Below are 19290 nucleotides of genomic sequence, written 5' to 3'. Positions count from 1 at the left end.
GGGAGAGAAGGTGCGCGAGGTGGGGCGGGAGGGAGAGGGCGCGTGGGGTCAAGCGGGGGCGTGCGCCTGCTCGAGCCGCGACGCGCGCGCCACGAGTACGTCGAGCACCGTGCGCACGGCGAGGCGCTCTGCGACATCCGGCCGCACCAGGGCCACGATCTGCCGAGCGGATGCCACGCCGCGCAGCGGCTTCAACACGATCGATTCGGGCACCGCGCCCGATGTGAATCGTGGCACGAAGGCGATGCCGAGGCCCGCCTCGATGAAGGCCTCGATGATGCGCATGTCGCTGAATCTCTGGCTGACGGTGGCGCGCTGGCCGGACTGCTGCTCGATGGCGTGCAGGATGCGTTCGAACGGGAAACCGGGCGGCACCCCGAGCCAGGTCTCGTCGACGAGGTCGGCTGGGGTCAGGTGGGCGCGGGCCGCGAGCCGGTGGTCGGCGGGCAGGCCGATGTCGAGCGGTTCGGTGAGCAGTGGCACTGCTCTCAGACCGCGGCCGCCCCAGGGCAGCACGCCCGGCATGGTGTGCGCGAGCACGATGTCGAAGTCGGAGGTGAGGTCGGCGAACTCGGCGAGCTCGGGGTCGAGGTCGGTGGCGCGCACGACGAGGCCGGCGACCTGAGCAAGATCGGTCAGCACGGCCGGCAGCAGGGCGGCGCCGATCGTGGGAAAGGTGAGGAGCGAGACCTCGCCGCTCGGGTGGTTGCGGAACTCATCCCAGAGAGCGGTCGCGTGCTCCAGCGCGATCGCGACATCTGCGGCGCTGCGGGCGAGTGCGTGCCCGGCGCTCGTGAGCACGATGCCGCGCCCGCTGCGTTCGGTGAGGGGCATGCCGGCCTCGCGCTCGAGCACCTTGAGCTGTTGTGACACGGCCGACGGGGTTCGGCCGGTGGCCTCGGCCACGGCGGTGACGCTTCCGCGTTCGGCGAGTTCTCTCAATAGGTCGAGCCGGCGCACATCCATGTAGTCAAACTACATCGTTATTGTAGAATTGTGAGCTTGTCCTGAATGGTCTTCCGCGGTTCAATAGGGGAATCGAACACGTGCAACGGCGCATCGATCGCTCGATCAGCTCCTCGCTCGTTCTTCGAAAGGAACCACCATGCTCAGCATCATCGTGCTTCTCGGCGGCGTCTCCGCCGTCGCTGTCATCGGCTCGATCGTCGTCACCGCTCGTGACGGCTACCGTCGTCAGCCGCGAGAGACGTTCGCGCGCACCGTCTAGACGTTGCCGCGAAGCCCGGGGGTCCGTTCCCGGGAATGCAGGGCCGCTGCGCGGGGGAGGGACTTCTCCACCTGTGAGTGCGGCCCTCTGTAGGGCCGCTGCGCGGGGGAGGGACACCCCGCGGGGCGGCCCTCGTCATGTTCGCCTGCGACGCGCGATGCGCATCGGGATGTACTGGGGGGATCCCGATGCGTGGGGTTTCGATACGCGTCCTCCCGCGTCGGGCGCTCCTCGACCAGCGAGGGGTCTCCCGCGTCGGGCGCTCCTCGACCAGTGACGGGCACCGATCCTCCACCAGCGAGGGATCCTCGACACGGCTGACCGTCTGGGGCTAGCGTGTGCCCAAGGGCACAACGTTTGGGGGAACGATGGCGCACGTGGTCGCGAACGGCGCAGGCAAGGCGATGATGGAGCGGCGGGCCGACCCGACGCACGAGTACATCCTGAAACTCACAGGCAAGGAGCGCCCGCGGGTGCTCTTCGTCGGCACGGCGACCGGCGATGATTCCGCGTACATCGTGAGTTTCTATACGACGTACGATTCCGACCGGTGCGCACCGCACCACCTGCCGCTCTTCCATCGCGCCGTCGACGACCTCGCCTGCTTCGTGAGGGGCTTCGATGTCATCCACGTCGGTGGCGGCAACACCGCCAACATGCTCGACGTCCGGCGTCGATCGCCGGACTCGCCATGGCCTCCATCGTGATGGTGCGCAAAGGAAAGGACCTCGAGGACGACCCCGAGTTCCAGCGTCGCCTGGCCGCGCACCTGGTGCAACCGGCCGTCCACGTCGACGTCGACAAGAAGCTGCCGCGCACGTCGGTGCTCTCGGCGTCGCTGTTCCTCGCTGGCGTCGGCATGATCGTGCTGTTCGGCCTCTTCGAGGGCATTCGCCCGATCGTCGGCACCGATGACGACGGCGACCCGGTGCGGGTCAGCATCACCGTCATCATCGAGGTCGTCATGGGCGTCATCGCGGCGCTCATCTTCGTGACCTGCAAGGTCAAGGCGTCGGATGTCCCGAAGCAATCGACGTTCCCGGCCGGCATCGTGGGTGCGATCGCGCTCTTCGGCATCGCGTGGCTCGCGAACACCTTCGTGGGCGCGAACACCAAGCTCATCGTCGACGGCCTCGGGGCGCTCGTCTCCGGATCTTCGGCGTTCCAGCTGCCGAACCTCATCTACATCGTCGTCGCGATCATCATCGGTGTCGCGCTCTCCTTCGTCGTCGTGTGATGGTCGAGCCGGCCGACCGGACCCTGCTCCGTGAGTTCCTACTCGGGCTCGCGAAGGGCATGAACGCGGCCGCCGACTCCGTCGACCGGATCGGTGACACGCTCGTGGAGGTGTCGCAGGCGTATGGCCACGATGACATCGAGCTCACCGTGTTGCCGACCGTGATCATCATCCAGACGGGTGAGGGGGAGCAAGGCCGTGTCGCGATCCGGTCCACGGTGAACGCCTCGTTCCGCTTCGATCAGATCGCCGCGCTCTACCGCCTGATCGACCACGCGAAGCGCGCGGAGATCGACCCGGGCGAGGGCATCAACCGGTTGAACGCGATCGGCGCGATGAAGCCGACCTACGGATGGTTCGTGCGCACGTTCGGGCATGCGCTCCTGACCACCGGGCTCGCCCTGCTGCTCGCGCCGTCGTGGCAGGGGGCGCTCGTCGCGTTCGTGCTCGGCGCAGCCATCGGCGTCGCCAAGCTCGTGCGCTCGCCGACGCTGCAGATCGTCTTTCCGGTCTTCGCGGCATTCCTCTGCGCGCTCGCAGTGTTCCTCCTCGCACCGCACTTCGCGATCGGCGACCCGATCCGCCTGCTCATCGCACCGCTCGCGACGTTCCTGCCGGGCGGAGTTCTGACCACGGCCGTCGTCGAGCTCGCGGCAGGGCAGATGATCGCCGGCGCCTCGAGGCTCGTCTTCGGGTTCGTGCAACTCGCGCTTCTCGCTTTCGGCATCCTCGCCGCGGGCACGCTCGTCGGCGTGGGGAACTCGGACTATGTACCGCTCGCGACCGATGCGGACGCTCCATGGTGGATGGCGGCCATCGGTGTGCTGCTCTTCGCGATGGGCAACTACCTGCACTTCTCGGCTCCGCCGCGGACCTTCGGCTGGGTGCTGCTCGTGCTCCTCGTCGCCTACACCGGCCAATTGATTGGCGGGGCGCTCATCGGGTCGGTCGTGAGCGGGTTCATCGGCGCGCTGGCGATGACGCCGGTCGTGCTGTGGATCGCGACCCTGCGGCATGGTGCTCCGTCGCAACTGACGTTCCTTCCTGCCTTCTGGTTGCTCGTGCCGGGGGCGGCGGGCCTCGTGGGTCTCACCGAGGCGATCGGCGCGAGTCGCGGATACGCGGACTTCGCCCAAGCGGTCATCTCGATCATGTCGATCGCGCTGGGCGTGCTCATCGGCACCGCCCTCTACCGGGTCGTGCATCAGGGTGCCGAAGAGCTCGCCGACTTCCACATCGATGCGCCGGCCGCGCTCACCGAAGCGGAGATGCCGCCGTTCTGGGCGCGCCTCGTGCCTGGTACGCCTCGCTCGTTCTGGGGGCGTCGGCACCGGCGACCTGCGGTCCGCGATCGAACGGATGCCTCGTCGACACCCCCGGACGAGGGGACATCTTCCCCTTCCTCTCAGGCAACCGGGTCGTAGAGTATTCGGGTGACCCTCCTCGACCCTCAGCCCATCGACGCTGCGCGCGCCCAGTTGATCGACTTCATCGCGGCCGACGCCGTGTTCCACGGGGACTTCACCCTGACGAGCGGCAAGAAGGCCACCTACTACGTCGACCTCCGCAAGGTGAGCCTCGACCATCGGGTCGCGCCGCTCATCGGCCAGGTCATGATCGACGTCATCAAAGAGGTGCCCGATGTCTTCGCCGTCGGCGGCATGACCATGGGCGCCGACCCGATCGCCGCAGCGATCCTGCATCAGGGTGCTGCGCAGGGCCTCGAGTACGACGCGTTCGTCGTGCGCAAGGAGCCGAAAGACCACGGGCGCGGCAAGCAGGTCGAAGGTCCCGACCTCGACGGCAAGCGGGTCATCGTGCTCGAAGACACCTCGACGACGGGCGGCACACCGTTGCAGGCGATCGAGGCGCTGAAGAAGGTCGGCGCCGAAGTCGTGGCAGTCGCGGTGGTCGTCGATCGGGCGACCGGTGCCCGTGAGGTCATCGAGGCTGCGGGGGTGCCCTACCTCTACGCCATCGGGCTGGAAGACCTGGGGTTGGCCTGATGAGCGGCGACGGGCAGGGCATGGGGGGCGACGGCGCGGATTGGCTGCTCGCCCAGTTGGCGAACGGCGATGCGCCGCGCCGTGACGTTCCCCCGCTTCCGCAACCTCCCGTCGCCCCGCCCGCCCAACCGGTGCAGCAGGTTCGGCCGGCATCGCCTGCCACGCCGGCGCCGCGCCGTGAAGAAGTGCTCGACTGGTTCTCCGAAGCCCCCGCGCAGCCGACGGATGCCGCGACCCGCGCACTTCCCGTCGTCGGTACGCCGACCCCCCAGCAGACGCCGGCGGTAGCGCCGGCGCCGGCCGAGCCCTCCGCTTTCCCATCGTGGACTCCGCCGTTCGCCGTCGGTCAGCAGCAGACTCCTGCCCCGACCCCGGTGTACCTGACGCAGGTCGAGCCCCCGGTCGGGGCGCCTTCGGCCGCAGGCCCGGCCCCGATTCCCCCTACGGCTGCGCCATGGCCGCCGGTCGCGCCCGTCGGCCCGCCCGTGCCTCCTGCAGCGCCCGTCGGCCCGCCCGTGCCTCCTGCAGCGCCGGTGGCGCCCGCCGCGACCGCACCCTTCGCCCCGGCGACTCCGCCCGGACCGGTCACTCCCACGGCGCCCTTCGCGCTGACGTGGGGATCGAACGACCTCGAGTCCGAAGACGCGATTCGAGCAGCGTTCCGCGGTCTCTCCGGCACGCCGGCCGCTCCTTCCGATGTCGCACCGGCCGCGGCATCCGTCGCTCCCGCCGCAGCGGTACCGCCGGCCGCTCCGGTTCCGCCGGTCGCGCCGGCTGCACCGATCGCGCCGGCTGCACCGATCGCCCCGGCAGCCGGCGGGGTGGAGCCTCCGTTCGCCGGCTTCGCGCCGCAGCCGCCCGTCGCCCGGCAGTCGTTCGCCCCGGTGCAGCCGGTCGCAGAGCAGGCGGCACCGGCGACCCCCACGCCGGTCCACCCGACCGCACCGGCGTCGGCCCCGGCCGGATGGGACGCGCGGTCCCCGCGCACCCCGTCACCGACTGCGCGTTACGACGACCAGGATGCGCGTTCGCCCCAGACTCCGTCGTCGACCGCCCGCTACGACCACGAGCTGTGGGCCGCGCTGAACGAGCCCGACCAGGCACCGACTCCGCCCGCCCCGCCTGCGCAGCAGGCCGCGCCGCCCGCGCCGGCCGCGCCGCCCGCGCAGCAGGCCGCCCCGGCTCGAACGGACCATGGCCGCTTCGGCGCGTTCGCGGCCGAGACCACCGACCCGTTCGCGGCGCTCACCGCCGCGACGGCCGTGCCGGTGCAGCCCGCATCGCCGCCGCCGCAGGAGCCCTCGCCCGAGTATCGAGCGCCGGCTGCGGCACCCCTTCCGCCGGCTGCAGCGCCGCTTCCGCCCGCTGCGGCACCTCTTCCGCCGGCCGCAGCACCTCTTCCGCCGGCCGCAGCACCGCGTCCGCCGGTCATCCCGCAAGCCGCAGCTCCGTTCGCCCCGCCGGCTGTGCAATGGCGGCCCGCAGAGCCGCAGTATCCGGCTGCCGCGGCGCCCGCCCCGGCGCCCGTGCCCGAGTCGCACGCGGGCTTCCCCTTCATCGAGGTGAACGGTGCGGGCCGCGATCAGGAGAACGCGCAGGTCGGCGCGCGCGTGCGCGAGGCGGATGCGTTCAACACGACGCCGTTCCCCGCGTTCGCGTCGGCCGGCGCAGGTGGCGACGACCCCTCCCGGCAGCCGCCGGCACCCGTCGACGACCTGCTCGCCTCCCTCGGAAGCGGCGCACCGCGAGGTCGCGAGGCGGTTCCGCCCGCGCGCGACCCGTACGGTGCGCAGAACCCGCAGAACCCGCAGAACCCGCAGAACCCGCAGAACCCGGCGACCGGGCCGATGGGCCTCGACGCACTCGGGCTCAATTTCAATGACGACGACGATGGAGACATCGGCGAACTGCAGCACGATGACTACGATGACGAACCGGCTTCCGGCATCCGTGGCCGATTCTTCGGACGTGGCCGTGGCCGTGGCGACGACCCTGAGCCCGACTTCGACGATTCGCCGGTCGCTCGCGACACGGACGAACCCGGCTACCTCTGGAACCTGACGCCCGATCCGACGGCCGAAGACCCGAAGTCGAGCCCCGAGGCGGTGGCGACCTCGTTCCTCCCCCGCACCGAGCCCGAGCCCGAGTTCGCATTCGAGCCCGAGCCGGCCTTCGAACCCACGGCGGAGCCCGAGTGGTCCTCCGGCCGCGACCCCGAGCCTTTCACCGACGACGGTCGCTTCGCTCCGGATGCCGCGACGGTCGCGTTCCCCATGGTCGGCATGCAATCGCCGGCGAACCAGCAGCACGGGGCATCCGAGGCCGACTCGCTCTCTTCACTCTTCGGCGCGGCCGCTGCCGCCGGCGCATCGGGCCCGAACGACCCGTTCGCCGCAGCCGCGACGGGCGGGTATCCCGCAGCAGCCGGGCGGGTACCCGCACCGGGCACGCGTGCCGCCGGAGACGGCATCGGCCCGCAGCGCACCGGCAGCGACCGCGGCGGACGCGGCGGCGGCAATGGCGGTGGCGGCAATGGCGGCGGCGGGGGCGGCGCGAACGGGGGCAGCTCCCAGGGCACCCCGAAGGGCGGCAATCGCACGATGCGCACCCTCACCTGGGTGGCCGGCGGTCTTGTCGTGCTGCTCGTGATCGTCGGGCTGTACTTCCTCGGCACACAACTCGCGAGCGGCGACGACGGCGGTGAGCAGCCGTCGGGCAGCGCCTCGGAGACGCCGTCGGAGACAGGTTCGGCTGCTCCGACCGCTGCACAGCCCGCCGGAGTGCACCCGTGGGACACCCTCTTCGGCGGCGAGTGCATCGACCCGTTCGTCGGCGTCTGGGCTGAGGAGTTCACCGTCGTCGACTGCGCGGCGCCGCACGCGGCCCAGCTCGTCTATCGCGGCATCCTGCCCGGTGACGCCGCGGCGCCGTTCCCGGGTGAGGCCGAGCTCGGCGCACAGATGGCAGGGCTCTGCACTGCTGCCGGCATCATCGATCAGGGTTTGGTCGCAGGCATCCCCGATCTGCAGGTGACGGGTAGCTTCCCGGTGACCGAGGAGCAGTGGGCAGCGGGTCAGCGCAGCTACTACTGCTTCGCGAATCGCGCGGGCGGAGAGGTGCTGACTGGGCCGATCAACGGACCCGGCCCGGCGGTCTGAGCGACATGAGCGCGAACGCGCCCGAGGAGCCTGCACTGCCGCGCGGCCCAGTCGTCGTGTTCGGCTCGCTGAACGTCGATTCGACGAGTTACGTCGAGGCGTTCCCCGCGCCCGGCGAGACGATCCTCGCCCGCGACTTCCGAGTGGCGCTCGGCGGCAAGGGGGCGAACCAGGCCGTCGCTGCGCACGTCGCAGGTCTCGAGGTCGCGTTCGTGGCGTGCATCGGCGAAGATGCGAGCGGCGCGTTCGCCCGCGCGACGCTCGAGCGCCTGGGCCTGCCGATGTCGGCGGTGCGACAGGCCGCGGATGCCCCGACCGGCGTCGCCCAGATCACCGTCGCCGACTCGGGTGAGAACACCGTGATCGTCACCGGTGGCGCGAACCTCGCGCTCACGCCCGCGCTCGTCGACGCGGAACGCGAACGCCTCGCTGCTGCGGCGCTCGTGCTCACGCAGGGCGAGCTGCCGGTGCCGACGATCGAACGCATCGGCGCCGTCGCGGCAGCCCTCGGAGTGCGGTTCGTGCTGAACCTCGCACCGCCGGCCCAGGTCTCCGCCGAGACCCTGCGTACAGCCGACCCGCTCGTGCTGAACGAGCATGAGGCGCGAGCGGTCGGCATCGGCACGGATGCCCCGGCGGGCGCGACCCTCGACGAGTGGCGCGGTTTCGCGGCATCCGCGGCCGGCGGCATCGCCCGCTCGGTCGTCGTGACCCTCGGTGCGGCGGGCGCGGTCGCGGCCGACGCGAGCGGGTCGTGGGCCGTCGTCGCCCCGCGCGTGACCGCGGTCGACACGACCGGCGCCGGCGACGGGTTCACCGGCACGCTCGCGGCGTTCCTCGCCGAGGGGCGCACGCTGCCCGAGGCGCTGCGCATCGCCGGCGCGGCCGGCGCGCTCGCCGTGCAGGCGCGCGGCACCGTCGACTCGTACGCACCACGGTCGGCTGTCCTCGCTGCTGCTGCTGCTGCTGCCGCTGTGATCACCGGTGCATGAGGAGCGCCGCCGAGTGAGCATCCCCGTGATCGTCGACTGCGACCCCGGGCACGACGACGTGTTCGCGCTGTGGCTCGCGGCGGGGCATCCGTCGCTCGACTTGCTCGCCGTCACGACGGTGGGCGGCAACGTGCCGCTCGAGCACACGAGCCGCAATGCCCGAATCGCCCTGTCCGTCGCCGGTATCGTCGACGTGCCGGTCGCGGCAGGCGCCGCCGGTCCGCTCGTGCGTGCGTTGCAGACGGCCGAGTGGATTCACGGTGAGAACGGACTCGGCGGCCCCGAGCTGACCGAACCGACCGTGCTGCTCGACACGCGCAGCGCGACCGAGCTCATCGCCGAAACGCTCGCGGCCTCGGCGGAGACCACCCCCGTCGCGATCATCGCGACCGGGCCGCTCACGAACATCGCAGTGCTGCTGCGCGACCGGCCCGAGCTCGCCGGGCGCATCCGCGAGGTCGTGTGGATGGGCGGGTCCACCGAGCGTGGCAACGTCACGCCCTACGCCGAGTTCAACGCCTGGGTCGACCCCGAGGCACTCGACCTCGTCGTGCGCAGCGGAGTGCGGTTCACGATGGTGGGATTGAACGTGACCCACCGGGCGCTCGTCACGGCGGCGGTGCGTGAACGCCTCGCCGCGATCGGCAATCGCACCTCGGCCTTCGGTGAGGAACTGTTCGACTTCTTCTGCCGAACGAACGCCGAGGTGTTCGGCATGCCCGATGGGCCGCTGCACGACCCGGTCGCCGTCGCCGTGCTCGCCGACCCCGCGAGCGTCGTGCTGCGCCGCACCCGGCTCGACATCGAGCTGACCGGCACCGAGACGGTTGGCGCGACGAGCGTCGACCTCGACGGCATGCTCGGGCGCGAGCCGAACGCGTGGGTCGCGACCGAGATCGACGTGGACCGGTTCTGGGCGGGCGTCGAGGCATCCGTGGCCCGACTGGCCTGAGGCGGTCGCTGGTCGCGCCGGTCGGCCGGTCGGACCGGACGGTTCGCACTCTCGATCACGGCATGGAGAGCCAATCGGGCGACGCGTGCGTTCAACCACTCGGGCCGTTGCAGCCGGGATTCCGTGGCCGCAACCATCGACGATCTCCAGTTCGCTGCGGCGGCACTCCGAGAAGACTCGCGGAGCCGACCCTGAAGCCGCCGACGCGATGCTCGAGGCCGAGCGCGGCAAGGAGCAGGGCCGCTATTGGTCGGGCTTCTGAATTCTGGCCGAAGCCCTCGCCGCTGCACCCGCGGGCACCTGGCGCGCTGAGCCGGCGAGGAGGATCGTCGCGCCGCCCGCGACGCAGACCAGGAAGATGCCCGCGAGGGTGAGCACGTCGAGCACCTGGCCGAGCAGGAGTGTGCCGATGATCGCCGCGAGAGCCGGATCGACGGAGAACAGCACGGCGACGGTGCGGGCCGAGGTCAGGCGCACCGCGAGCATGTCGCAGCCGAAGGCGATCAGCACCCCGAGCACCGCGGCGACGCCGAGCGGCGCGAGGTCGGCGGGTGTGACGGCCGGCAGCGCACCGATGCCGAGCGGCGCCGTGAGCACGGCGGCGACGATCACGGCGAGCGTCAGGTCGTGCAGCGCATTCGCTCGAGGCTGATCAGACGAGCGCGTCGTGCGGCCGATCCGCTCGGCGAGCAGCGTGTACGCGGCGAGTGAAGCTCCTGCGACGCCTGCGGCGATCAGGCCGATCGGATTCACGTCGGGCGTGGGTCTCGTGATGAGCGCGACACCGCCGAGCCCGAGCAGCGGGAACACGACCATGAGCGGCCGCCGCACCGCGAGCGCCGCCACGAGGAACGGGCCCATGAACTCGATCGTGATCGCGACGCCGAGCGGCACGAACTCGAGCGCCACGTGGAAGCAGACGTTCATCGCCGCGATCGAGGTGCCGTAGGCGAGGAGCGCGAGCCACTCCGCGCGGCACCGCCCGGCCAGTCGCGGGCGGATGATCACGGCGGCGAGCGCCGCGGCGATCGCGAATCGCAGGCCACTCACGCCGAGCGGCCCGAGGCGGTCGAACATGCCGTGCGAGATGACGGCTGACAACTGCACGGCCGTGGAGGCGATGAGGAGCACGCCGCAGCCGATCAGGGCGCGACGGAAGGACGGATGAGTTGGTTGCATGGATCGAGCCGGAAATCGTCGATTAAGGTCAACGGACCCGGGGTCGCCGGGCGGTGCTCGCTGTGCCGGGGAACCGGCCACTCGGTGGAGAACCGGACGCAACCCGTGCGACGTTACGGGCCGGACGAGTGCTCGGCGTCGGGGTCGGCCCGGGCGGGGGCTCAGGGAAGGCACTGAGACGCGCGGCCGAGCTCGATCTCGACCCCGAGGTGCTCGACCGCGTCGCTACAGCTCGGTTTCGGCCGGCGCCTCGTGCACGAGCTCGGCGACGCCCGAGAGGATCTCGTCGGGGCGGAACGGGTACTTCTCGATCTCGGCCTGGTCGCTGATGCCGGTCATCACGAGGATCGTGTGGAGGCCCGCCTCGATGCCGGCGACGATGTCGGTGTCCATGCGGTCGCCGATCATCGCCGTGTTCTCGGAGTGCGCGCCGATCTTGTTGAGCGCCGAACGGAACATCATCGGGTTCGGCTTGCCGACGACGTAGGGCTCCTTGCCCGTCGCCTTCGTGATGAGCGCGGCGATCGCCCCGGTCGCGGGCAGTGGCCCGTCGGCGCTCGGCCCGGTGGCGTCGGGGTTCGTGACGATGAACCGCGCACCCTTGCCGATCAGGCGGATCGCCTTCGTGATCGCCTCGAACGAGTAGTTGCGGGTCTCGCCGACGACGACGAAGTCGGGCGCGGTCTCGGTCATCACGAACCCCGCGTCGTGCAGCGCGGTGAGGATGCCGGCCTCGCCGATGACGAAGGCGGTGCCGCCCGGCACCTGCTGCTTCAGGAAGTCGGCCGTGGCGAGCGCCGAAGTCCAGAGGCGGTCTTCGGGCACGTTGAGGCCCGACCCCCGCAGCCGCGCCGACAGGTCGCGCGCCGTGAAGATGGAGTTGTTCGTGAGCACGAGGTAGGGCGTGCCGGCGTCCTCCCACTGCTGCAGCAACGCGCCAGCGCCTGGCAGGGCGTGGTTCTCGTGCACGAGCACGCCGTCCATATCGGTCAGCCAGCACTCGACTTCTTCACGTCGTGACATGTGCTCCAGACTATGCCGCGGAGGTCACGGGCGGATGATGTTCGAGCGGCGAGTGGATGTCGCGGAGCGGCGTTCGCAGGCCACGGCATGCGTGTTCAGTGCAGGAGTGCGCGCCAGTCCGCGGGTACGCGGCCTTCGGGACCGGGCACCGGCTGGTCGTTGGGGTGGGCGAACGGGGGACTGAGCGGAGTCGACTTGGCCGATGCCTCGGTGACGTAATCCCAGAACCAGTGCTCGCCGGGCTCGAACGACGTCGCCACGCGGTGACCGGACTCTTCCGCATGCCGGCGGGTGTGCTGCGAAGGCGAGGAGTCGCAGCATCCGATCTGGCCGCAGTCGACGCAGCGGCGCAGATGGAACCACCAGCCACCTCCCTCGATGCAGTCGACGCATCCGGAACCGCTGGGCGGCGGCGCGAACTCGCTCACGCGAACACCTCCGCGGCCGCGAGTGCCTGATGCACCGAGGCGACAGCGCTCGATCCCTCGCCGACGGCGGCGGCCACGCGCTTCATCGAGCCCCGCCGCACGTCACCGGCGGCGAACACGCGGACGATGTCGACGGTGCCCGATTCGACGAGCACGAGGTCGTACCAGCGGTCGCCCGCCGAGAAGAGCACGTCGCCGGTCTGCGTCGGTGTCGCCGCGCCGTAGCGCAACATTCGTTGCCACTGGGCATCGGTCGGTTCGGGGATGGTTCGGGTTCCTGAGGCTCCCATGACTCCATCGTGCATGATGAACGCGATTCGCGGGAGGGCGGGTTTCGGATCAGGCCGTCACCCAGATCGCGGCGGCGACCTCGGCGGGCAGGTCTGCGTCTGCGTCGGCCGCGCCGAACACCCGCAGGCGAACCCGGCCGGCTGCGACATCCGCGACCCTGATCTCGACACCCGGGCGGATGCCGCCGCGCTCGAGTTCTCGCAGCACGGCGGGGTCGCGGTCGCTGATGCGTAGCACCGTGCCGCGGTGGCCGCTCGGAGCGTCGGCGAGGAGTACGGCCGGCTCGCGCACGAGCGTGCCGTCGGCGGCGGGGATCGGGTCGCCGTGCGGGTCGTGCCGCGGGCGCTCGAGGCGCACGTCGATGGCTTCGAGCAGGCGGTCGGAGATGGCGTGTTCGAGGATCTCGGCCTCGTCGTGCACCTCGTCCCAGCTGTAGCCCAGCTCCTGAACGAGCCAGGTCTCGATGAGGCGGTGCCGACGCACGACGGCGAGGGCGCGGGCGAGGCCGAGATCGGTCAGGCGCACGGCGCCGTAGGGCACATGCGAGACGAGGCCGGCCGCGGCCATCTTCTTGACCATCTCGGTGACCGACGACGGGGCGACGCCCAGGCGCCCGGCGAGCACCGACGGGGTGATGGCGTCGGGCTGCCATTCGGTGTGTGCATACACCGTTTTCAGGTAGTCCTCGATCGCGGGACTCTGGGTGCTGGGCATCGGCCTCAGACTATCGGGCGCCCATCAGCCGTCATGGCCGCCAGTCACGCCCCGGTGAACACGAGCCAGAGCAGCACACCGTTGAGCGCGATCAAGAAGACGGATGACGCGACTCCCGCCGCAGTCGTCGCCCAGTGGTTCTTCCACCGGCCGAGCACGCCGCCCTTCGCGGTGAGCACGACGAGCGGGATGAGGGCGAACGGGATGCCGAACGAGAGCACGACCTGGCTGAGCACGAGTGAGAGGGTCGGGTCGAAGCCGAGCCAGAGGATGACGAGCGCCGGGATCAGGGTCACGAGTCGGCGGAAGATCAGCGGCACCCGCACGTGCAGCAGCCCGTGCATGATCTCGGCGCCGGCGTAAGCGCCGACCGAGGTCGAGGCGAGGCCCGAGGCGAGCAGGCCGACCGCGAAGAGGGTCGCGATGACCGGACCGAGCGCGACTCCGAGCGCAGCGTACGCGCCTTCGAGGCTGTCGGTGCCCTCGACGCCCGAAAGGTTCACTGCGGCGAGCAGCAGGATGCAGAGGTTCACCGTGCCGGCGATCGCCATCGCGATCGAGACATCCCACCGGGTCGCGCGCACGAGCACGCCGGTCGGCACCTCGGTCGCCGTGCCGGGCGCCAGCTCCGGCGCAGCCGTGCCGCCCCGGATGCCGAAGCCGTGCCACGCGACCTTCGGTGTTCCTTGAAATGGTCTGGTTTGTTGAGCTCGTCTGGTTCCCTGAGCTTGTCGGAGGGAGCGCTTCGACGAGCTCAGCGAGCCTTCAGCCTGCCCGCCCCGCCGCGTCGCGAAGCGATCGCGAGCGAGCGCCGAGTGCGCGTAGATCGCGTGCGGCATGATCGTCGCGCCGAGAATCGATGCGGCGAGCAGCACCGAGTTGGCGTCGGCGAAGCGCGGCACGAGCCCGGCGAGGAGACCGGCGGGGTCGGGCGGTGCGACGAAGACACCGACGGTGAACCCGATCGCGATGATCGCGAGCAAGCCCATGATGACGAATTCGAAGGTGCGCGGGCCGCGCCGCGACTGGAGCACGAGCAGCACGATCGACACGGTGCCCGTGATCAGCCCGCCCCAGAGGAGCGGCACGCCGAAGAGCAGGTTGAGCGCGACCGCGCCGCCGATCACCTCGGCGAGGTCGGTCGCCATGGCGACGAGCTCGGCCTGCAGCCAGTAGGCGCGGCGACCCCATCGGTTGCGGATGCGGCCGCCGAGCACTTCGGGAAGGCTGCGCCCGGTGACGATTCCGAGCTTCGCCGAGAGGTACTGGATGAGCCACGCCATGACGTTGCCGAGCACGACGACCCAGACGAGCAGGTAGCCGTACTGCGCACCGGCGGTCATGTTGCTCGCGACGTTGCCGGGGTCGAGGTAGGCGACGCCCGCCACGAGAGCCGGGCCGATCAGCCAGGCGGTGCGGGGCACGGATGTCGCGCGCTTCGCGTCGCCGGCGGTCTCGGGTTCGCCCGGGGCATCCGTCGAGCGAATCTGATCGTCGAGCTCATGGTCGGGAGCTTTCGGCATACCGAAAACCTAGCAATATTTAGGCTCCCCGAAAACCCCCGATCGGCGTCGGCGACACGAGAATGGGTAGCGTTGCACAGGTGAACGAAGAGCCGAGCGAAGCGGATGTCCCCGAGCCCTCGCTGACGCACGGCGTCGGCCCCTGGCCGGGCGGCGAAGGCGACTGGCCGAGCGACCCGCACTTCGACCCCGAGCTGCTCGCGCACGGCGACACCCGCAACGTCATCGACCGCTACCGGTATTGGCGCATGGACGCGATCGTCGCCGACATCGACGAGCACCGGCATCCGTTCCACGTCGCCATCGAGAACTGGCAGCACGACATGAACATCGGCTCGATCGTGAGGAGCGCCAACGCGTTCGCCGCCGACACCGTGCACATCATCGGCCGCCGGCGCTGGAACAAGCGCGGCGCGATGGTCACCGACCGCTACCAGCACGTCGAGTACCACCCGGATGTCGCGGCGTTCGCCGAGTGGGCGCACGAGGCATCCGTGCCCGTCATCGCCGTCGACAACGTCGAGGGCGCCGTGCCGATCGAGGCGTTCGCGTGGCCCGAGCGCTGCGTGCTGCTCTTCGGGCAGGAGGGGCCCGGTCTCTCGCCCGAGGCGACCGAGGCCGCCGATGCCATCGTCGAGATCACGCAATACGGCTCGACCCGCTCGCTCAACGCGAGTGCCGCGGCCGCGATCGCGATGCACTCCTGGGTGCTCACCCACGCCGTACCGCCCGCACCTGCGGAGTGAACTCATCCGGCTCTGCGGGTTGAGCTTGCCGAAACCGCTCCTCGGGTCGGTTTCGACAGGCTCAACCTGCAGAGGTCTGCCACACTGGCACCGATGCGGGTTGAGCTTGCCGAAACCGTTCCTCGGGTCGGTTTCGACAGGCTCAACCTGCAGAGGGCAACACTGGCGCCGATGCGGGTTGAGCTTGCCGAAACTGTTCCTCGGGTCGGTTTCGACAGGCTCAACCTGCAGAGGTCTGCGACACTGGCACCGATGACAGTCATCGACAACGCGATCTATCGCGACGGCGCGCGCGTCGCCACGCCTGCGAGCCTCGACGAGACCTTCGAGACGCGAGCCGAGCACGGCGGGTTCGCCTGGATCGGCCTCTACCGCCCGACTGACGAGGAGCTCGACGCGGTCGCACAGGAGTTCGGCCTGCATGATCTCGCCGTCGAAGACGCCCGCAAGGGCCACCAGCGCGCGAAACTCGAACGGTACGGCGACTCGCTCTTCGTGGTGCTGCGCCCAGCCCGCTACCTCGATGCTGAAGAGGAGGTCGAGTTCGGCGAGCTCCACCTCTTCGTCGGCAAGGACTACGCGATCAGCGTGCGCCGGGCCGAGTCGCCCGACCTCGCGAAGGTTCGCAAACGACTCGAGAGTTCACCCGAACTGCTCGCAAAGGGCCCTGAAGCCGTGCTCTACGCGATCCTCGACGAGGTCGTCGACGAGTATCTCCCCGTGCTCGCCGGCCTCGAGAACGACATCGACGAGATCGAGGAGCAACTCTTCGACGGCGACCCGATGGTCACCCGCCGCATCTACGATCTCTCGAGCGAGGTCATGGAGTTCCAGCGGGCGACTCGGCCGCTCGTCGCCATGTTCCAGGCGCTCGAGCGTGGGTTCGAGAAGTACGGCGTCGACCTCGAGCTGCAGCGCTACCTGCGCGACGTGCTCGACCATGTCATCCGTGCGGTCGAGCGCGGCGAGTCGTTCCGCCAGCTCCTGCAGAACGCGCTGACCGTGCACGCCACCCTCGTCGGCCAGCGCCAGAACGACGAGATGAAGCGCCTCACCGAGACGAGCCTCGCCCAGAGCGAGCAGACGAAGAAGATTTCGAGTTGGGCGGCCATTCTCTTCGCGCCGACCCTCGTCGGCACGATCTACGGCATGAACTTCAGGTACATGCCCGAGCTCGACTGGCCGTGGGGCTACCCGTTCGCCGTGCTCCTCATGGTGCTGCTCGGCTGCCTCCTCTACGGCGTTTTCAAGAGTCGCAACTGGCTCTGAGCGAGCCGTCCGCCTCACCCGAGGATGCTCGGTTCGAGGTCGCGCAGCGTGCGGAAGTGCGTCATGCGGGTGACCCCGATCGCGGCGATGACCAGGCCTCCGACGAGCCAACAGGCGAGCACCGTGGCATCCGTCACCGTGCGCGAGAGGTCACCGCCGTACATGAACTGCCGCATCGCATCGACGACGTAGCTCATCGGCAGCACATGGTGCAGGGCCGCGAGCGGTCCGGGCAGGGTCTGCCACGGGAACGTGCCGCCTGCCGTCACAAGCTGCAGCACCATGAGCACGAGACCGAGGAACTGGCCGACCTCGCCGAGCCAGACGTTCAGCGCGAGGATGATCGCGGCATAGGTGACCGAGGCGAACATCATGGTGCCGAGCGTGCCGAGTGGATGCACCATGGTGAAGTCGAGTGCGAAGGCGAGCACGAGGTAGAGCAGGCCCATCTGCAGCACGCCGAGCAGTCCGGGCGTCATCCAGCCGGCGAGCGTGACGCGGAACGGCGAGTGCAACGCGGTGACCGCCCGACGCGAGATCGGCTTCACGATGAGGAAGAGGGCGTAGATGCCGATCCAGCCGGCCAGTGCCGCGAAGAACGGTGCGAGACCGGCGCCGTAGTTGGCGGCGGCGGCGACGGCGCTCGTCTCGAGCGCAACCGGATCGGCGATCGTCGCGGCCTGCGCGTTGCGGGTCTGCTCGCTCGAGTCGGGGATCTCCGCGGCACCGCTCGTGAGCGCGTCGCGCAGCTCGGCGGCGCCGCTCGAGAGCGTGCCGGCGCCGGAATTCAGTGTGCCTGCCCCGCTGTTGAGCGTGCCGAGCCCGGTGCCGAGTGTGCCGATGCCGTCGCGGAGCGTGACGGCGCCGTCGGCGAGCTCCGCACTGCCGGAGGCGAGTTCGTCGATCTGCCCGACGACCTCCTGCACCCGCTGGTCGCCCGCCTCCAGATCGGCGCCGATCGGGTCGAGCCGTGCGAGCACGGCATCGATCGTCGCCTGATCGAGACCGGCCGCTGCGAGGTCGGCTGCGAGGTCGGCGCGAGCCTGCGGCAGGGCGGCGGTCACGTCGGCGACGGCCGCACCGACGCGATCGGCGGCGGTTGCGAGCTCGGCGTTGCCGTTGGCGACGCGAGCTGCACCGTCGGCGAGGGTCGTGGCCCCCGCTCCGAGCTGGGCGGCACCGTCGACGGCGCTCCCCGTGCCCGCGAGGAGTTCGGCGGTGCCCGAAGCGAGCTCGGCGGCGCCGTCGGCGAGTTGTGCGGCCCCGTTGCCTGCCTCGACGATCTTCCCGCGGATCGTCTGGATCGAATCGAGCAGCGTCGTCGCCGCTTCCCGGCCGACCTCCTGGGCAACCGTCGTGCGAATCTTCTCGATGGCCTGCGAGCCGATCGTGCTCGCAAGATAGCTGTTCGCGTCATACGTCTGGAGCACGAGCTCGGCCTGGCGCGGGTCATCGCCCGACACCGAGGTGAGCGCCTCGGAGAAGTCCGCGGGAATCGTGATCGCGAAGTCGAACTCATCGCGGGCGAGGCCCTCTTTCGCCTCTTTGGCCGAGACTCGATGCCAGTCGAAAGCATCACCCTTCAGCAGCTCGTCGGCGACCTCGTCGCCGACGTTGCGGGCCGGCGTGTCGCCGTCGGCAGGCACGCCGGTGTCTTCGACCACGAGGGCGACAGGAATTTCCGGCAGCTTCGCGTACGGGTCCTGGTTCGCCCAGAGATACAGACCTCCGTAGAGGATCGGCACCGCGATGAGCGCGAGGAGGGCGAGGCGCGACATCGTGGTGGACATGAGTCGCCGCAGTTCGGCTGCGATCATCTGCGGCACCTTCATGCGCGGCAGCTTCACCTGCGGACCCTTCATGCGAGGCCTCCAGCCGCGAGGGCCTGTTCATCCTCGTCGCCCCCTCGCATCCGCGAGATCATCGCGGCGGCGCCGATCGCGGTGGCCGAGGCGTCACCGGCGATCATGAGCACGGCGAAACCGCGTTCGGCGAGATCTTTCGCCTGCTCCCACCAGACCACCGGATCGCCGCCATGCCGGTCGGGCGCGACGACCACGAGCCCTTCGACGCCCGTGCGGAGGATCGCGAGCTCGGTCATCAGCTGCAGGCGTTCGCGGGGGGCGACGTCGGCGATGGGCACTCGGGCGAGCACATCGAGGCCCATCTCGCGGAGCCAGCGCTTCACTGCGATCGGGTTGGAGGCCCGCCCCGCGAACATGAGCTCTTCGGCGACGACGCCGGCGACCGTCACGCGCGGAGCCGGGTCGGAGACGTCGGGTGCATCGACGAGTGCGACCCGCCGGCGGATGGACGCGGCATCCTGGCGGCCGTCGAGTTCCACCGTGCCGGTGTCGGGGTGCATCCGCCCCGACGCGATCAGGCCGAGCACGGTCGGTCGCTGTTCGGTCTCGGCGCGGGCGAGCGTCGCCCGCCCGGATTCGTACGAGAGATTCGTGTTCGGCAATGCTTGCCCGTTCCGACCTTTCGCCACCCCGCGCAGTTCGATCCTCATGGCTGCCTCCCCGCTGGCATCGCCGTATC

General features: G+C 70.3%; 20 protein-coding genes. 11 read left to right on the top strand and 9 right to left on the bottom strand.

The window, feature by feature from the left end; all coding sequences use genetic code 11:
• Window positions 1–48: 48 nt before the first annotated feature.
• Window positions 49–966: a LysR family transcriptional regulator gene (locus tag AC1C2T_RS02150; protein WP_495384074.1), complete on the bottom strand. Its 918-nt coding sequence runs from the start codon at window positions 964–966 to the stop codon at window positions 49–51.
• A gap of 139 nt (window positions 967–1105) precedes the next feature.
• Between AC1C2T_RS02150 and AC1C2T_RS02145 the strand changes: the two genes are divergently transcribed.
• From AC1C2T_RS02145 to AC1C2T_RS02105, 9 genes are all read left to right on the top strand, one after another.
• Window positions 1106–1228, top strand: a complete 123-nt coding sequence (locus tag AC1C2T_RS02145; RefSeq protein ID WP_495361853.1) for a hypothetical protein — start codon at window positions 1106–1108, stop codon at window positions 1226–1228.
• Window positions 1229–1596: 368 nt separating this feature from the next.
• Window positions 1597–1935 (top strand): Type 1 glutamine amidotransferase-like domain-containing protein, encoded by a 339-nt coding sequence (locus AC1C2T_RS02140; RefSeq protein WP_495361854.1) that lies wholly within the window; start codon window positions 1597–1599, stop codon window positions 1933–1935.
• Window positions 1920–2465: an anaerobic C4-dicarboxylate transporter family protein gene (locus AC1C2T_RS02135; protein WP_495384073.1), complete on the top strand. Its 546-nt coding sequence runs from the start codon at window positions 1920–1922 to the stop codon at window positions 2463–2465. The genes AC1C2T_RS02140 and AC1C2T_RS02135 overlap by 16 nt, the downstream gene beginning before the upstream one ends.
• On the top strand, window positions 2465–3889 hold the full coding sequence (locus tag AC1C2T_RS02130) for a threonine/serine exporter family protein (protein WP_495384072.1): 1425 nt from the start codon (window positions 2465–2467) through the stop codon (window positions 3887–3889). The genes AC1C2T_RS02135 and AC1C2T_RS02130 overlap by 1 nt, the downstream gene beginning before the upstream one ends.
• Before the next feature lie 33 nt (window positions 3890–3922).
• Window positions 3923–4471, top strand: coding sequence for an orotate phosphoribosyltransferase (pyrE, locus tag AC1C2T_RS02125; RefSeq protein ID WP_495361986.1), 549 nt, complete (start codon window positions 3923–3925; stop codon window positions 4469–4471).
• Window positions 4471–7629 carry a hypothetical protein gene (locus AC1C2T_RS02120; RefSeq protein WP_495384071.1) on the top strand — a complete coding sequence of 1053 codons (3159 nt, stop codon included), beginning with the start codon at window positions 4471–4473 and terminating at the stop codon, window positions 7627–7629. The genes pyrE and AC1C2T_RS02120 overlap by 1 nt, the downstream gene beginning before the upstream one ends.
• Before the next feature lie 5 nt (window positions 7630–7634).
• Window positions 7635–8621, top strand: coding sequence for a ribokinase (locus AC1C2T_RS02115; RefSeq protein ID WP_495384070.1), 987 nt, complete (start codon window positions 7635–7637; stop codon window positions 8619–8621).
• A gap of 13 nt (window positions 8622–8634) precedes the next feature.
• A complete protein-coding gene (locus AC1C2T_RS02110) occupies window positions 8635–9573 on the top strand; it encodes a nucleoside hydrolase (RefSeq protein ID WP_495384069.1) in 939 nt (312 codons plus the stop codon).
• Between the two features lie 85 nt (window positions 9574–9658).
• Window positions 9659–9835 (top strand): hypothetical protein, encoded by a 177-nt coding sequence (locus AC1C2T_RS02105; protein ID WP_495384068.1) that lies wholly within the window; start codon window positions 9659–9661, stop codon window positions 9833–9835.
• Here the strand turns inward: AC1C2T_RS02105 and AC1C2T_RS02100 are convergent.
• The 6 genes from AC1C2T_RS02100 to AC1C2T_RS02075 form a co-directional block, all read right to left on the bottom strand.
• Window positions 9817–10752, bottom strand: coding sequence for an EamA family transporter (locus tag AC1C2T_RS02100; RefSeq protein ID WP_495384067.1), 936 nt, complete (start codon window positions 10750–10752; stop codon window positions 9817–9819). The genes AC1C2T_RS02105 and AC1C2T_RS02100 overlap by 19 nt on opposite strands.
• 225 nt (window positions 10753–10977) lie before the next feature.
• Window positions 10978–11775, bottom strand: coding sequence for an HAD-IIA family hydrolase (locus AC1C2T_RS02095; protein WP_495361861.1), 798 nt, complete (start codon window positions 11773–11775; stop codon window positions 10978–10980).
• Window positions 11776–11870: 95 nt separating this feature from the next.
• Window positions 11871–12203, bottom strand: a complete 333-nt coding sequence (locus tag AC1C2T_RS02090; RefSeq protein ID WP_495384066.1) for a UBP-type zinc finger domain-containing protein — start codon at window positions 12201–12203, stop codon at window positions 11871–11873.
• Window positions 12200–12493, bottom strand: a complete 294-nt coding sequence (locus AC1C2T_RS02085) for a hypothetical protein (RefSeq protein ID WP_495385424.1) — start codon at window positions 12491–12493, stop codon at window positions 12200–12202. The genes AC1C2T_RS02090 and AC1C2T_RS02085 overlap by 4 nt, the downstream gene beginning before the upstream one ends.
• A 49-nt stretch (window positions 12494–12542) precedes the next feature.
• Window positions 12543–13208: a metal-dependent transcriptional regulator gene (locus AC1C2T_RS02080; protein ID WP_495384065.1), complete on the bottom strand. Its 666-nt coding sequence runs from the start codon at window positions 13206–13208 to the stop codon at window positions 12543–12545.
• Window positions 13209–13252: 44 nt separating this feature from the next.
• Window positions 13253–14731 carry an Nramp family divalent metal transporter gene (locus tag AC1C2T_RS02075; protein ID WP_495384064.1) on the bottom strand — a complete coding sequence of 493 codons (1479 nt, stop codon included), beginning with the start codon at window positions 14729–14731 and terminating at the stop codon, window positions 13253–13255.
• 62 nt (window positions 14732–14793) lie between these two features.
• Between AC1C2T_RS02075 and AC1C2T_RS02070 the strand changes: the two genes are divergently transcribed.
• Together AC1C2T_RS02070 and corA are read left to right on the top strand one after the other, a co-directional pair.
• Window positions 14794–15477: a TrmH family RNA methyltransferase gene (locus AC1C2T_RS02070; RefSeq protein ID WP_495384063.1), complete on the top strand. Its 684-nt coding sequence runs from the start codon at window positions 14794–14796 to the stop codon at window positions 15475–15477.
• A 252-nt stretch (window positions 15478–15729) separates the two neighbouring features.
• Window positions 15730–16746, top strand: coding sequence for a magnesium/cobalt transporter CorA (corA, locus tag AC1C2T_RS02065; protein ID WP_495384062.1), 1017 nt, complete (start codon window positions 15730–15732; stop codon window positions 16744–16746).
• A gap of 14 nt (window positions 16747–16760) precedes the next feature.
• On the opposite strand, the gene AC1C2T_RS02060 is transcribed toward corA, so the two are convergent.
• Together AC1C2T_RS02060 and AC1C2T_RS02055 are read right to left on the bottom strand one after the other, a co-directional pair.
• Complete coding sequence (locus AC1C2T_RS02060) at window positions 16761–18578, bottom strand: YhgE/Pip family protein (RefSeq protein ID WP_495361987.1); 1818 nt, start codon at window positions 18576–18578, stop codon at window positions 16761–16763.
• Window positions 18579–18604: 26 nt separating this feature from the next.
• Window positions 18605–19261 carry a hypothetical protein gene (locus AC1C2T_RS02055; protein WP_495361868.1) on the bottom strand — a complete coding sequence of 219 codons (657 nt, stop codon included), beginning with the start codon at window positions 19259–19261 and terminating at the stop codon, window positions 18605–18607.
• Between the last annotated feature and the right edge of the window lie 29 nt (window positions 19262–19290).

This window comes from Agromyces sp. Y558 (assembly GCF_059445415.1).
The sequence above is the reverse complement of the archived record's forward strand: the minus strand, read 5'-3'. Positions and strand labels throughout refer to the sequence as shown.